12 protein-coding genes are annotated in these 13,605 nt (G+C 71.5%); 3 read left to right on the plus strand and 9 right to left on the minus strand.

The window, feature by feature from the left end:
- Positions 1 to 29: 29 nt before the first annotated feature.
- From ACN26Z_RS21915 to ACN26Z_RS21930, 4 genes are all read right to left on the minus strand, one after another.
- Positions 30 to 2,219, minus strand: coding sequence for a transglycosylase domain-containing protein (locus tag ACN26Z_RS21915; protein WP_421463255.1), 2,190 nt, complete (start codon positions 2,217 to 2,219; stop codon positions 30 to 32).
- A gap of 290 nt (positions 2,220 to 2,509) precedes the next feature.
- Positions 2,510 to 3,319 (minus strand): hypothetical protein, encoded by an 810-nt coding sequence (locus ACN26Z_RS21920; RefSeq protein WP_421463257.1) that lies wholly within the window; start codon positions 3,317 to 3,319, stop codon positions 2,510 to 2,512.
- Positions 3,320 to 3,865: 546 nt separating this feature from the next.
- On the minus strand, positions 3,866 to 4,975 hold the full coding sequence (locus ACN26Z_RS21925) for an SPFH domain-containing protein (protein WP_093407375.1): 1,110 nt from the start codon (positions 4,973 to 4,975) through the stop codon (positions 3,866 to 3,868).
- A 4-nt stretch (positions 4,976 to 4,979) separates the two neighbouring features.
- Positions 4,980 to 5,450, minus strand: a complete 471-nt coding sequence (locus ACN26Z_RS21930) for an NfeD family protein (RefSeq protein ID WP_093407378.1) — start codon at positions 5,448 to 5,450, stop codon at positions 4,980 to 4,982.
- Positions 5,451 to 5,532: 82 nt separating this feature from the next.
- Between ACN26Z_RS21930 and ACN26Z_RS21935 the strand changes: the two genes are divergently transcribed.
- Positions 5,533 to 6,852: a serine hydrolase domain-containing protein gene (locus ACN26Z_RS21935; RefSeq protein WP_421463259.1), complete on the plus strand. Its 1,320-nt coding sequence runs from the start codon at positions 5,533 to 5,535 to the stop codon at positions 6,850 to 6,852.
- A gap of 92 nt (positions 6,853 to 6,944) precedes the next feature.
- On the opposite strand, the gene ACN26Z_RS21940 is transcribed toward ACN26Z_RS21935, so the two are convergent.
- Both ACN26Z_RS21940 and ACN26Z_RS21945 read right to left on the minus strand, forming a co-directional pair.
- Positions 6,945 to 8,234, minus strand: coding sequence for an AI-2E family transporter (locus ACN26Z_RS21940; RefSeq protein WP_421463261.1), 1,290 nt, complete (start codon positions 8,232 to 8,234; stop codon positions 6,945 to 6,947).
- A gap of 76 nt (positions 8,235 to 8,310) precedes the next feature.
- Positions 8,311 to 9,123: a DUF3097 domain-containing protein gene (locus ACN26Z_RS21945; RefSeq protein ID WP_282237553.1), complete on the minus strand. Its 813-nt coding sequence runs from the start codon at positions 9,121 to 9,123 to the stop codon at positions 8,311 to 8,313.
- A 204-nt stretch (positions 9,124 to 9,327) separates the two neighbouring features.
- Between ACN26Z_RS21945 and ACN26Z_RS21950 the strand changes: the two genes are divergently transcribed.
- The gene (locus tag ACN26Z_RS21950; protein ID WP_093407386.1) at positions 9,328 to 10,122 is read left to right on the plus strand and encodes a hypothetical protein; all 795 of its coding nucleotides are present in this window, start codon (positions 9,328 to 9,330) and stop codon (positions 10,120 to 10,122) included.
- A 139-nt stretch (positions 10,123 to 10,261) separates the two neighbouring features.
- Here the strand turns inward: ACN26Z_RS21950 and ACN26Z_RS21955 are convergent, their stop codons facing one another.
- Positions 10,262 to 10,867, minus strand: a complete 606-nt coding sequence (locus tag ACN26Z_RS21955; protein WP_421463264.1) for a TetR/AcrR family transcriptional regulator — start codon at positions 10,865 to 10,867, stop codon at positions 10,262 to 10,264.
- A gap of 28 nt (positions 10,868 to 10,895) precedes the next feature.
- Between ACN26Z_RS21955 and ACN26Z_RS21960 the strand changes: the two genes are divergently transcribed.
- Positions 10,896 to 11,672, plus strand: coding sequence for an alpha/beta fold hydrolase (locus ACN26Z_RS21960; protein WP_421463265.1), 777 nt, complete (start codon positions 10,896 to 10,898; stop codon positions 11,670 to 11,672).
- A 12-nt stretch (positions 11,673 to 11,684) separates the two neighbouring features.
- Here ACN26Z_RS21960 and ACN26Z_RS21965 read toward each other — a convergent pair whose 3' ends face one another.
- Together ACN26Z_RS21965 and ACN26Z_RS21970 are read right to left on the minus strand one after the other, a co-directional pair.
- Positions 11,685 to 12,554 carry an HAD-IIA family hydrolase gene (locus ACN26Z_RS21965; protein ID WP_282237549.1) on the minus strand — a complete coding sequence of 290 codons (870 nt, stop codon included), beginning with the start codon at positions 12,552 to 12,554 and terminating at the stop codon, positions 11,685 to 11,687.
- Positions 12,503 to 13,534, minus strand: coding sequence for a ferrochelatase (locus ACN26Z_RS21970; RefSeq protein WP_282237548.1), 1,032 nt, complete (start codon positions 13,532 to 13,534; stop codon positions 12,503 to 12,505). The genes ACN26Z_RS21965 and ACN26Z_RS21970 overlap by 52 nt, the downstream gene beginning before the upstream one ends.
- Between the last annotated feature and the right edge of the window lie 71 nt (positions 13,535 to 13,605).

A 13,605-nucleotide genomic window follows, 5' to 3' on the forward strand; every position in this document is an offset into this window, starting at 1 on the left:
GGGACGGGATCTCGGGAGTGTGGGTGGGGTCAGCCGCGGCCTTGGAGCCAGCGACGGAGGTCGGACAGGGGGTTGTCGGGGGTGCGGCGGGGATCGGGGAGCGGATCGCGTTCGACGGGGCGGCGGGGGGTGCCGACGAGTTCGCGGCTGGGCGGGGTGAACTCCTCTTCCGGCTGGCCCTCGACCGCCGTGCCGATGATCCGGGCGACCGCGTCGATCACCCGGGCCTGCACGGCGGCACCGACGTGGTCGGTCGGATCGTCCGGGTTGGCGGCGATACCGGCGACCGCGACCTGCGGGGTGTACCCGACGAAGCTCTCCGTGGCGGCCTGGTCGGAGCTGCCGGTCTTGCCGGCCACCGGGCGCCCGTCGAGAATCCGGCTCACAGCGGTGGCGGTGCCGCCGTTGCACTGCCCGAAGGCGGACTGCTGACCCACCGGGCAGCGCGCCGCGTCGGTTGCGGCGCGGGCCACGTCGGGGTCGAGCACCTCGCGGCAGTCCGGGTCGCCGACCGGCAGCCGCTGCCCGTCCGGCGCGGTCACCGACACCACCGGCAGCGGCGCGCAGTACGTCCCCTCGGCCGCCACCGTCGCGTACGCGTTGGCCAGGTCGAGTGGGGTGGTGGCGGCCACGCCGAGGGTGAACGCGCCCCAGTCGGCCGCGTCGTTCTCGGCGAAGTCGGCGTCGGACTCGGCGCGGAAGGTGATGCCCAGTCGCTCGGCCATCTCGACCACCTTCTCCGGCCCGACCTGCTCGGCCAGCCAGACGAAGTAGGTGTTCACCGAGCGGCCGAAGCCGTCCCACATCATCCGGTAGCCGTCCATCCACTCCGGGTTGGAGTTGGCCGGGCACCAGCGGCCGTCGCAGCTGCTCTCCCCCTCGGCCGGGTACCGGGTGGGCAGCCGACTCGGCGCGTCGAAGCCGGTGGACAGGGTCCGTCCGGATTCCAGCGCGGCGAGCATGGTGAACAGTTTGACGGTGGAGCCCGCCTGGTAGCCGGCGACACCGGTGCCGCCGGAGATCAACGGGTTGACGGTGTTCGGGTAGTTGACCTGCCCGTCGGGGTTGCTGTCGAGGCTGTAGTGCCGGTTGACCGCCATCGCCAGGACGCGACCGGTGCCCGGCTCAACGGCGGCGATCGGTACCGCGCGCGGGTTGTCGTACCCGTAGATGTCGGTGGCCTGGCGCTGCGCGGTGGCCTGGATCTGCGGGTCCAGCGTGGTGACCACGGTGTAGCCGCCACGTCGTAGCGCCTGCTCCCGCTCCTGCGCGGTGTCGCCGAACTCCGGCTGGCTGACCCACCAGCGGCGCAGGTAGTCGCAGAAGAAGCCCCATTCTTCGCCCCCGCCGGCGGTGGCGGCACAGCCGTTGGCCTGCTCGCTCGGGTCCAGCGTCAACGCCTCGGCCCGGGCGTCGGCAGCCTGCGCAGCGGTGATCGCGCCCGTCTCGACCATGGAGTCCAGCACGTACCCCCGGCGCTCCAACGCCGCGTCGGCGTCGCCGTCGATCGGGCTGTACGCCTCCGGCGACTGCACCAGGCCGGCGAGCAGCGCCGCCTCGGCGAGGGTCAGGTCGGCCGGCGCCTTGGAAAAGTAACGCTGGCTCGCGGCGGCCACCCCGTACGCCCCGGAGCCGAAGTACGCGATGTTCAGGTAGCGGTTGAGGATCTCGTCCTTGCCGAGACGCTGCTCCAGCGCGTTGGCGTACCGAATCTCCTGGAGCTTGCGCCCGATGGTCGGTTCGGTGGCCGCGGCCCGCTCTTCCGCCGTGCGGTTCGGATCGGTCTTGAGCACGTTGCGGACGTACTGCATGGTCAGCGTCGAGCCGCCCTGCCCGCTGCCCTCGGTGACGTTGCTGACCACCGCCCGGAGCATGCCGCGCAGGTCGACCCCGCCGTGCTCGTAGAAGCGCCGGTCCTCGGCAGCCACGATGGCCTGACGCATCACCGGCGCGATCTCCGCCAGCGCCACGTCGGTCCGGTTGACGTCGTAGAACGTGGTGATCAACGTCTTGCCGTCGTTGGCGTAGAGGTAGGACCGTTGCGGGGTGGCCGGGGTCCGCAACGCGTCGGGCAGCGCGGCGTAGTTCCCGAGTGCCGCCTTCGCGGCGAAACCGAGCAACAGGTTGCCCGGCAGCGCGGCGACCGCCAGGACCAGGCCGGCGAGCACGCCGGCCAGTACGACGGTGAACAGCCGCGACAGCGGCGTAGGGGTGGCCATGGTCCCCAGGATTGCCGCGAATGCCACCTTCCGGCCACCACAATTGGCTAGTTGTCAGGCAATTCACCGCTATTTGCCAGCCACTGCTGCCCTGGTCGTGGAGCAGATCGCCGGATTTGGTGCGAGAGGCGACAGGCGGCGCAGTCGGTCGCAGGACAGACAACGGTTCCGACTTGTCGGCAACCTGGCACGTCGACCTTGTCGGCGACCTTGGCGCCTCGACGCCATCGCCGGTCAACTAACGATGCCTGTCACGCACCTGCCGCACCATGCCGCCCGAGGCGGTCTACTCAAGCCGTTCCGAGTGGGCCCGCGCCGCCGGGGCCCATCGGCGCCGGCGGACCGGCGGTGGCGACGCTGGCGCTGGTGGCGTCCCGGAGGATCTCCCGGGGCAGCAGGCGGCCCGAGCGGTAGCAGATGCCGATGCCGGAGATCAACACGAAGATCGCTCCGAAGGTCTGCAACGAACCGATCAACGCCCCGCCGAGGCCGAGCAGCGGGCTGGCGATAATCAGCATCGTCCCGTCCCCGATGCTGAACATCCCCGAACGGGCCACCGCCCAGCCGGTGAGCAGCCAGCCCGCGCTGTAACAGGTGGCGCCGACCAGCACCAGCGATCGGGCGTTGGTGCCAAACACCGGGGTCTGCTCGGACAGCCCCGCGAACGGCAGCATGAGCACCGTGCCGGCGATGCTGACCAGCAGGCCGGCCACCGCGGCGTGCCGGCTGCGGGTGGCGGCGAGCAGCCCGGTCAGCCCGAGCAGGGCCAGCAGGCCGAGCCAGACCGCGGCAACCCAGCCGATCAGGTACAGCGCCCGGCCGTCGGCCGGATACGGGTCGTTGCCCACCCCACCGTCGCTGGCCATCGCGACCGCGCCGTAGAGAATCGCGTACGCCGGCAGCAACCAGACCGCAGCGCGGGCCAGCCGCCGCAGCGACCAGGCCCAGCTGGCGTTGGTGGCGGGCCCGGGTGGTGCCGGCTCGTCGATGAAGGGAAGAACGCCGAACCCCCCACCCGTACGCCGGGTGCCCATCGGCCCCTTCGGGTCATGGGCTCCGGGCACCTCCGGCGTGGACCACAATCGCCGCACCGGCTCCATGCGTCACCTCGCTCACCTGCGGGCGGTGCCGGGACGCGCCGAGGCGCCCCGATGCCTGGTCACCACCCGTACTACGACCGATGGTGGCAGGCACCGGGACGCCTCATGAGTCTTTCTCGCATTTGTCGCCGGGTCCGAGCCCGGCCGGCGGAACCCGACCCCGCGACTGCGCGAGACCACCTGTCAGACACTCGGTCGGTGCCCCGCCCTCGCCCGGGTTACGGCATCCCGCGCCCACCAGGCACGCGGAGGCCGCGAGTTGCGGCATCCCGCGCCGACCAGCCAGGCGGAAAGCGCGAGTTGCGGCATCCCGCGCCAACCAGCCACGCGCAGACCACACCTTGCGGCATCCCGGGCCGGCCGCATCCCGGACCGACCAGGCACACGGCAGAGACCCGCGAGTTGCGGCTTCCCGGGCCATCTGGCGGCGCGTAGACCGCACCTTGCGGCATCCCGGGTCGTCTGGCGGCGGCGGAGACCGCGAACCCGGGCAGGACGCGAACCGGCCCGAACCGCTACAGCGGTTCGGGCCGGCACCGGATCGGGTCAGCCGCGCTCGCGCTGATCCGAGGTGTCGTTGAGCAGGGCAGCCGGGGAAACCGGCTCCGGCGCGGGCAGCCCTTGCGGGCTGTTGCCGCCGGTGGCCTGCGCCTCGGCTACGCGTACCTCGTTGTGGATCTCCTGGGCCGCGGCGGCGGCGGCCTGCGCGGCCTCCGCGGCCTCCCGCTCGACGGCGCTGGCATCATCGGAGGCCTCCTTGCTCGGCGCGTCGCCGACCATCTGACCCAGACCGCCGAGTGCGCCGCCCATGCCCTCCAGAGCCTTGGTGAGCTCGGTCGGCACGATCCACACCTTGTTGGCCGTGCCGTTGGCGATCTGCGGCAGGGCCTGGAGGTACTGGTAGGCGAGCACCTTCTGGCTCGGGTTGGCCTGGTGGATGGCGTCGAACACGGTACGGATCGCCTTTGCCTGACCCTCGGCCTGCAGGATCCGGGCCTGCCGGTCACCGTCGGCGCGCAGCACCGCCGCCTGCTTCTCACCCTCGGCCGAGAGGATCTGCGACTGCTTGTGCCCCTCGGCGTTCAGGATCGCCGCCCGGCGGTCCCGCTCGGCGCGCATCTGCTTCTCCATGGAGTCGCGGATGCTCGGCGGCGGCTCGATCGCCTTGATCTCCACCCGGGTCACCTTGATGCCCCAGCGACCGGTGGTCTCGTCCAGTACGCCGGAGAGGTGTCGGTTGATCTCTTCCCGGCTGGTGAGCGCCCGCTCCAGGTCCAGCGAGCCGATCACGTTACGCAGCGTGGTGACGGTCAGCTGCTCGATCGCCTGGAGGAAGTTGGAGATCTCGTAGGTGGCCCGGACGGAGTCCACCACCTTGAAGTAGAGGACGGTGTCGATCGACACGACCAGGTTGTCCGAGGTGATCACCGGCTGCGGCGGGAAGCTGACCACCTGCTCGCGCATGTCGACCTTGGTGCGTACCGCGTCGATGAACGGCACGAGAATGTTGAGGCCGGGATTCAGCGTGCGCTTGTACCGGCCGAGCCGCTCGACGACGTCCTGACGCTGCTGCGGCACGATCCGCACCGACTTGGCCAGGGTGACCACGGCGATCAGCGCCACTGCTATCAATAGGGCGGGAACTACGAACTCCATCCGTTCACCTTTCCGCTTCGGGTAGCTCACCGGGAGTGGTGACGTCCCGCCAGACCAGGGCTACCGCTCCCTTGACCTGGATAACCTGCACCCGCTCGCCGGGTGCGAAAACCTGGGTGGCGTCGTAGGCGCGAGCGCTCCACACCTCGCCGTCGATCTTCACCATGCCCCGGTCGGCGTCCACGTGCTCAAGCACCAGGGCGGTCGAGCCCTCGATGGCCTCGACCCCGAAGGTGGTGTCGTCGCTGTCGGAGCTGGTCTGTTTGTGTCGTTGAATGACCGGTCGCGCGGCGAACACGGTCAGCGCGGAGACGACCGCGAAGACCACCGCCTGCACGGCCACCGGCGCACCCAGCGCGGCGGCACCCGCAGCGGCGAACGCGCCGACCGCAAACATGATCAGGAACAGGGTCGCCGTGAAGATCTCAGCGACCGCCAGCACCACACCCAGCACGATCCACAACACGGCATCCACGTAACGATCGTGACATGTCCGTGCACGTGTCATCGAACTGTCATGATCATAGGGCGACCCTACCGACATCGAGGGAGACTTCGTGCCCCTGCGTCCCGAAACCGCCCGGCAGGTCGACGCTCTGGTGGCCGACGCGCAGTCCGCCGGCCACGTCCCATCGCTGATCATCGGCGTAGTCCGCGACGGCACGCTGGCCCACCTAGCCGCCGCCGGCACGCAGCCGCACCCCGACGCCGATCTCCAGTACCGGATCGGTTCGATCACCAAGACGATGACCGCCGTGCTGGTGATGCAGGAACGCGACGCCGGCCGGCTGGCACTGGACGACCCGCTGCGCCGGCACCTGCCCGAGGCCGCCGCGGCCGGGGCGGTCACCCTGCGGCAGTTGCTCGGGCACGCCGGCGGTCTGCAACGCGAACCCGACGGCCCGTGGTGGGAACGCAGCGAGGGCGTCGACCTGACCGCCCTGCTTACCGGATTCACCACCGCGAAGGTCGCGCATCCGCCGCACCGGGTCTGGCACTACTCCAACCTGGCGTACGGGCTGCTCGGCGGCGCGCTGGAGCGGGTCACCGGTACGCCCTGGGCCCAACTGGCGCGGGAGCGGATCCTGGAGCCGCTCGGGCTGCACCGCACCACCTACGCGGCCACCGAGCCGTTCGCCCGTGGCTACGTGCTGCACCCCTGGCACGACACGCTACGGGAGGAGCCACGAACCGACAGCCGGGCGATGGCGCCGGCCGGTCAGCTCTGGTCCACCGTCACCGATCTCGCCCGCTGGGCGGCCTTCCTCGCCGACCCGGATCCGGCCGTACTCAGCCCCGCCACCCTCGATGAGATGTGCGCCCCGGTGATCCTCAGCGACCTGGACGCCTGGCGCGGCGGATACGGCCTCGGTATCCAGCTCACCCGCGACGGCGACCGGATCCACGTCGGGCACGGCGGCTCGATGCCCGGTTACGTCGCCACGCTGGCCGTGCACCGCCCCAGCCGCACCGGCGTCGTCGGCTTCGCCAACTCGTACGGCTTCCGCACCGGTGGGATCGGGCCGCTCGGCCACCGGGTCCTCACCCACGTGCTCGACGTCGAGCCCGTGCCGGCCCGGCCGTGGCAGCCGGCCGAGGCCCCACCGCCGGCCGACCTGTCCCCGCTTACCGGCCGCTGGTGGTGGATGGGTACCGCGCTCGACGTCAGCTGGGACCACACCACCGGGGAACTGGTCGGCGCGTCACGCGGCGACCGGATCAGTCGCTACGCCCCCGAGGGGCCCGACCGGTGGCGCGGCGTCAGCGGCGTCGAGAACGGCGAGGTCCTGACGGTGTTGCGCGACGAGACGGGTCGCCCGGTCGCGCTGGACATCGCCACCTTCGTCTTCACCCGTTCCCCGGACGACGAACCCTGACCCGGCGTGACGTGCCTCGCCGCGCGCAGACCCGGCTCGGCCAACAGATCGGGCACGTGTCGGCGGCGTCTGCCGCCGACCGGGCGAGGCCGTCAGACCGGGGTGGAGCGGACCACCACCGCCTCCGGCGCCGCTGGTGGCGGCGGTGGCGTCGGCGTCGGCCGTTGCCGGGACAGGCGGCGCACGGCGGTGTTGAGCACCGCGATCAGCGGTACGGCGACGAGCGCGCCGACGATGCCCTCCAGCACCACCCCGGCGGTCACCGCCAACACCACGGGCAGCGGATGCAACGCCACCGCCCGACCCATGATCCACGGTTGCAGGACGTTGCCCTCCACCTGCTGCACCACGATCACCGCACCGAAGATGATCAGGGCGGTGACCCAGCCGGCGTCCACCAACGCCACGAGGACCGCGACCGCGCCGGACAGCGTCGCGCCGACGATCGGAATGAACGCGCCGAGGAACACCAGCGCCGTCAGCGGGAAGGCGAACGGCACGTCAAACAGCACCAGGGCGATCCCGATGCCCACGGCGTCGATGAACGCCACCAGCACCGTGGCGCGTACGTAGGCGACCAACGTCCGCCAGGAGGCCCGGCCGGCGTCGTCTACCCGCCAGCGGGCGGCGACCGGGAACGTCCCGACCAGGAACCGCCAGATCCGGTCGCCGTCGCGGAGGAAGAAGAACGTGGCGAACAGCACCAGCAGCGCGCCGGTGAACACCTCGACCACGGTGCCTGCCGTCGCGAGCGCGTTGCTGGTCAACGCCTGCGAGTTCTCGTTGATCCAGTTCTGCCCGGCCTCGATGTACCTGTCGAGTTGGGTGTCGGAGAGGTTCAACGGGCCGTCGCGCAGCCAGGTCTGGATCTGCCCGATGCCGGCCGCGGCGCTGGCGCTGAGCTCCGGCAGGCCCGCGATGAACTCGTTGACCACCAAGGTCAGTGTGCCGACCACTGCGGCCAGCCCGCCGATGAGCACCACGGCGGTGGCCAGCGTACGCGGCAACCGGGCGCGCAGCAGCCAGCCGACGGCCGGCGCCAGCAGGGCGGCGAGCAGCAACGCCACCAGCAACGGGACGATGACGACACGGATGGCGCCGAAGATCCGCAGCAACGCCCAGCCGACGATCCCGATGACCAGGAGCCGCCACGACCAAGCGGCGGCGATGCGCAGGCCCCTCGGCACGTCCGCGTCGTCGCGGCTGGTCGTGGAGACGGCCGCGTCGTCCGTCGGCGTCACCGGTTCGGGAATCAGCCGGTCCCGCTCGGCCGCCCGCTCGATGCGCCGCGCGTTCTCCCGCTCGCGGGCGGCACGCACCGACTCGCGTCCCGTCGCGTACGCCTGACGCAACCGCTGTCGCAGTTGCTCTAACCGGCTCACGTGCGTACCCCCGGGGGTGGTAGGGATCAGGCCGTTCACGGTAGCGGTCGACGTCCTCGCCGGTGGGGCCGGCGGCTCAGTCCGGTTCGGTCACGAAGTCGATCAGCCGCTCCATCGCGTTGATCAGCGGCGTCTCCACGTCGGCGAAGCTGTCCACCCGGGACAGGATCAGCCGCCACAGTTCGGCCGGTTCGGCGACACCGAGCGCGGCGCAGACGCCTTCCTTCCAGGGCCGTCCCGGCGGCACCACCGGCCACGCCGCGATGCCCAGCGCGGCCGGTTTCACCGCCTGCCAGACGTCGACGTAGGGGTGACCGGTGACCAGGACGTGCGGCGAGTTGACCCGGGCCACGATGCGACTCTCCTTGGAGCCGGGCACGAGGTGGTCGACCAGCACACCGAGCCGACGGCCCGGGCCCGGCCCGAAGTCGCGTACCTCGGCGTCGAGCGCGTCGATGCCGGACAGCGGTTGCACCACCACACCCTCGATGCGCAGGTCGTCGCCCCAGATCCGCTCGACGAGGGCGGCGTCGTGCACACCCTCGACCCAGATCCGGCTGGCCCGGGCGACCCGGGCGCGTACCCCGTCCACCGCCACGGACCCTGAGGCGGTACGCCGCCGGGCCGCCGGCACCGGCGGCCGGGTGGGACGGCGCAGGGTGACCGGGCGGCCGTCGAGCAGGAACGCCGCCGGCAACAGCGGAAAGTTGCGCCGCCGACCGTGCCGGTCCTCCAGCACCACCGCACCGGATTCGAAGCCGACGACCGCCCCGCAGAAACCGGATTCGGCGTCCTCGACCACGAGGTCCGCTTCGGCGTCGACCTCCGGGGTCACCTTCCGCCGCCGCCAGTCCCCCGCCAACACGTCCTCGCCGTACCGCCGCCCCATCCCGTCACGCTAAGCCCGCCACTACCACGCCCCAACCCCGACACACCCCGTCCCTACCTTCCGATCGCGATCATGCAGTTGTGGCACCTGACAAAAGCCGTGAAGGGAAGCCAACCGCCCACCGCAACTGCATGATCGGCGCGACGGGGAGGCGGCGGCGCGGCAGTCGAGACACGGACCGGCGTCACCACGTACTCTTTCGGCATGTCCACCCCCGCTGCGGGTGCGGCCATCCTCGCGCCGCGCCGGTCGAGCCGGTTCGTTGCCTGGGTGCGCGCGTGGCGCGCCGGGTTGGTGCCCTTCGACGAGGTCGCCGACGCCGTCGCCGGCACCGAGGAGCACCTGGTCGCCGACGCGCCCGGCACCTGGACCGACGTACCGCTACGGGAGGCGCTGCCCACCCTGGCCAAGCTTTCGCCGGACGAGATCCGGCTGGTGCTGCCGGCGCCGGGCGACCCGCGCGGCCTACCCGGCCCGGGCGACTTCGCCGGCGCCGCGCTGGTTGCCGGCGAGGCCGTGATAGCCGGCGGGCTAGGGCTGATCCCCGAGGTACGCGTACACACCTCTGGTTCCGGCGACACCTTCGAGACGGTGCTCTGGCGAGTGCACCCGCTGCCGGCGGACGCTCCCGCCGCCTGCCTCACCCTGCCCGGTGCCGCCGAAGCGGAGGCGGAGCTGGCCGCCGCGCTGGCCGACACCACAGCCGCGCTCACCCGCCTCGACGTGGCCCAGTGGCGTCCGGAGTTGGCCGGCGCCCTGGAGGCGTTGCGTCGCCCCGACGGCACCACCGACCTGCCCCCCGGGTTCGACCCGCGCTCGCGCCGGCTGTTCGCCCGGGCCGCCGTGCTCGACCGGGTCCTCGCCCTGGCCGGGCACGCGGCACCCGGCGGCGCGGTCAACAACTACGAGGCCCAGCAGCGCGACGCCGCCCTGCGCCCCCTCACCGCCGCCTGCCGTCAGGCCCTCGTCGCCGCCTGCAACGCCCCCCTGCGCCCCTGACCCCACCCGGCACCCGGCACCCGGCACCCGGCACCCGGCACCCGGCACCCGCGATCTTGCATTTTTGGTCGGGACAAAAGCGGATGGAGGCCGTATTGCGGCGACCACAAGTGCAAGATCGCGGGGCGCGGGTGGCCGTTCAGGGGGTGTGGGCGGCGAGGAAGATCCGGACTGCCTCGTCGGCCCAGCGGTGCAGGTCCGCCTCGGAGAAGGACACGCGAACGGCGAACATCGCCTCGTTGAGCGGAATCGACAGGATCAGATAGTTCAGGTACTGCGCCGCGAGCAGCGGGTCGGGCGCGCGCAGCAGGCCCCGCTCGGCGAGACGGGTGATGGCCGCGGCGAGAGTGGCGTGGCCACGTTCGGGCGCGGCGCGGTGCCACGCCCGGGCCAGCTCAGGAAAGCGGCCCGCCTCGCCGATCAGCATCCGACGCAACTGGAGCAGGTGCGGGGCGGTGACCGTGGCGATGTGCTCGCGGGCGAAGGCCCGCAGGTCCCGTGGCAGGTCGTCGGAGTCGGCCAGGGCCTCGACGTACGCCGAGCCGGCCCGCTCGGCCTCGGCGATCGCGCCGGTGAACACCGCCTCGAAGAGGCCGTGTTTGTCGGTGAAGTGCGCATACACGGTCACCTTGGAGACGCCGGCACGGGCGGCGATCCGGTCCATCCCGGCGGCCACGTAGCCGTGTTCGAGGAACTCGATCAGAGCGGCGTCGAGGATCCCGCGCCGGTTGACGTCCTTTCGCACACCGTAACTGTACTGTACGGTTCAGTTCATGCCGATGGTCACCTCACGGGACGGCACGCGCATCGCCTACCAACGCGAGGGCGCCGGCCCGCCGCTGATCCTCATCGACGCCGCCGGGCACTTCCGCGCCAACAGCCCACTCAGTGAACTCGCCGACCTGCTCATACCCCACTTCACCATCTACCGCTACGACCGTCGTGGGCGTGGGGACAGCGACGACACCCCGCCCTACGCCCCCGAACGCGAGGTCGAGGATCTCGCCGCGCTGATCGCCGCGGCGAAGGCGCCCGCCGCGTTGTACGGGTACTCCTCGGGTGGTCTGCTCGCGTTGCACGCGGCCGCCGCCGGCCTCGACGTACGACGACTGGTCCTGTTGGAGCCACCGCTCAGCGTCGACGATGACGAAACCGGCAAGCGGGCCTTCACCGCGACCCTGAGCCGACTGGGCGGTGCCGAGGCGGTGACGTTCTTCCTGACCTCCATCGGCGTACCCGAGCAACTGCTGTCCGGGATGCGCGACACGCCACACTGGAACGCCATGGTCTCGGTGGCGCACACCCTGGCCTACGACAGCCTGCTGAGCGAAGCCACCGGGCCGACGGTGCTCGCCCGGGTCACCACCCCGGCGCTGGTTCTGCACAGCGCCGGCAGCACCGACGACCTGGCCGAGATGGCCGCCACCATGGCCGGCTTGTTGCCCGCCGCCGAGCAGCGCGGCCTGCCCGGCGAGTGGCACGGTGTGCCAGCGACCGTCCTCGCCCCGGTGCTCGCCGAATTCCTGTGCCGCGACGCGGCACGCCAGTGACCCGGCGCCGGCTCAGATCTCGTCGATCAGGTCGGCGACCGAGTTGACGATGCGGGAGGGTCGGTACGGATAACGTTCCGCCTCCACCCGGGAACTGATCCCGGTCAGCACCAGGATGGTCTCCAGCCCGGCCTCCAGGCCGCAGAGGATGTCGGTGTCCATCCGGTCACCGATCATCGCGGTGCTCTCCGAGTGTGCGTTTATCGTGTTCAGGGCCGACCGCATCATCATCGGATTGGGCTTGCCGACGAAGTACGGCTCCACTCCGGTGGCCTTCGAGATCATCGCGGCCACCGAGCCGGCGGCCGGCAGGGCACCCTCCACCGAGGGCCCGGTGGCGTCGGGGTTGGTGCAAATGAACCGCGCCCCGTCGTTGATCAGCCGGACCGCCTTGGTGATCGCCTCGAAGCTGTAGGTGCGGGTCTCCCCCAGCACCACGTAGTCGGGGGCGAAGTCGCTGAGCACGTAGCCCACCGCGTGCAGAGCGGTGGTCAGCCCGGCCTCCCCGATGACGTACGCGGTGCCGCCCGGCCGCTGGTCGGCCAGGAACTGGGCGGTGGCCAGGGCGGACGACCAGATCGCCTGCTCCGGCACGTCCAGGCCCATCCGGGCCAACCGGGCCTGGAGGTCGCGCGGAGTGTAGATGGAGTTGTTGGTCAGCACCAGGAACGGCTTGCCGGAGGCACGCAGCCGCTTGACGAACTCCGGCGCGCCCGGCACCGGCTGGCCCTCGTGCACCAGCACGCCGTCCATGTCGCTGAGCCAACTCTCGACGGGCTTACGGTCCTGCATGATCATCCCCAGGGGTGTCGTCGGGTTCGCCGCGGCGGTCAGGACGGACGGCGGGGTGGGACGCAGCAGACCGTGGGACAGCTGTCCCACATCGGCAGCTCGCCCAGCCGACGACGCAGCTCCGCGCCGTCCGGGTCAATCCGTTCCCGCACCAGTTCCCGAACCATGGTCACGTAGCGCGGGTCGGTGCCGGGGGTACCGGCGCGGACGAAGTCCACCCCGAGCCTCTTGGCCGTGTCCAACGCCTCGGTGTCCAGGTCCCACACCACCTCGAGGTGGTCGGAGACGAATCCGATCGGGCTGACCACCACCCCGGTCACGCCCTGCTCGGCGAGCGTCTCCAGGTGGTCGTTGATGTCCGGCTCCAGCCACGGCACGTGGGGCGGGCCGGACCGGCTCTGCCAGACCAGGTCGTACGGCAGATCCGGGGCCGCCGCCGCGTGCACCAGCCGGGCCGTCTCGGCGAGTTGGGCGGTGTACCGGCCGCCGTGCGGGCCTGCGCTGTCGGCCGCCGAGATCGGCACCGAGTGTGCGGTGAACACGAGCCGGGTGCTGTCCCGCCGCGCCGGGTCTAGTTGGGCGAGCGCGGAGCGCACCGCGTCGACGTGCGGCTCGACGAAGCCGGGATGATCCCAGAACTGGCGCAGCTTCTCGATCACGGGCGCGTCCGGGCCGACCGCCGCCCGTGCGGCGGCAATGTCCTCCTGGTACTGCCGGCAGGAGGAGTATCCGCCGAAGGCGCTTGTGACGAAGGCCAGCGCCCGTCGTACGCCGTCGTCGCGCATCTGGGCCACCGTGTCGGCGAGCATCGGATCCCAGTTCCGATTGCCCCAGTACACCGGCAGGTCGAGCCCGTTGGCGGCGAAGTCGGCGCGGACCGCCGCCAACAGCTCCCGGCACTGCTGGTTGATCGGAGAGACCCCGCCGAAGTGCTGGTAGTGCTCGGCGACCTCGGTTAGCCGCTCCGGCGGCACGCCCCGTCCCCGGGTCACGTTCTGCAGGAACGGCAGCACGTCGTCGGGCCCTTCCGGGCCACCGAAGGACACCAGCACCACCGCGTCGTACGCCATGGGTCCATTCTTGCCGGTGGCCTGCGGCGTCCCGGCAACGCCCCCGGGTCCCGGTCGTTAACAGCGCCCCG

It is taken from the genome of Verrucosispora sp. WMMD703, assembly GCF_049178935.1.
Taxonomy (GTDB): Bacteria; Actinomycetota; Actinomycetes; order Mycobacteriales; family Micromonosporaceae; genus Micromonospora; species Micromonospora sediminimaris.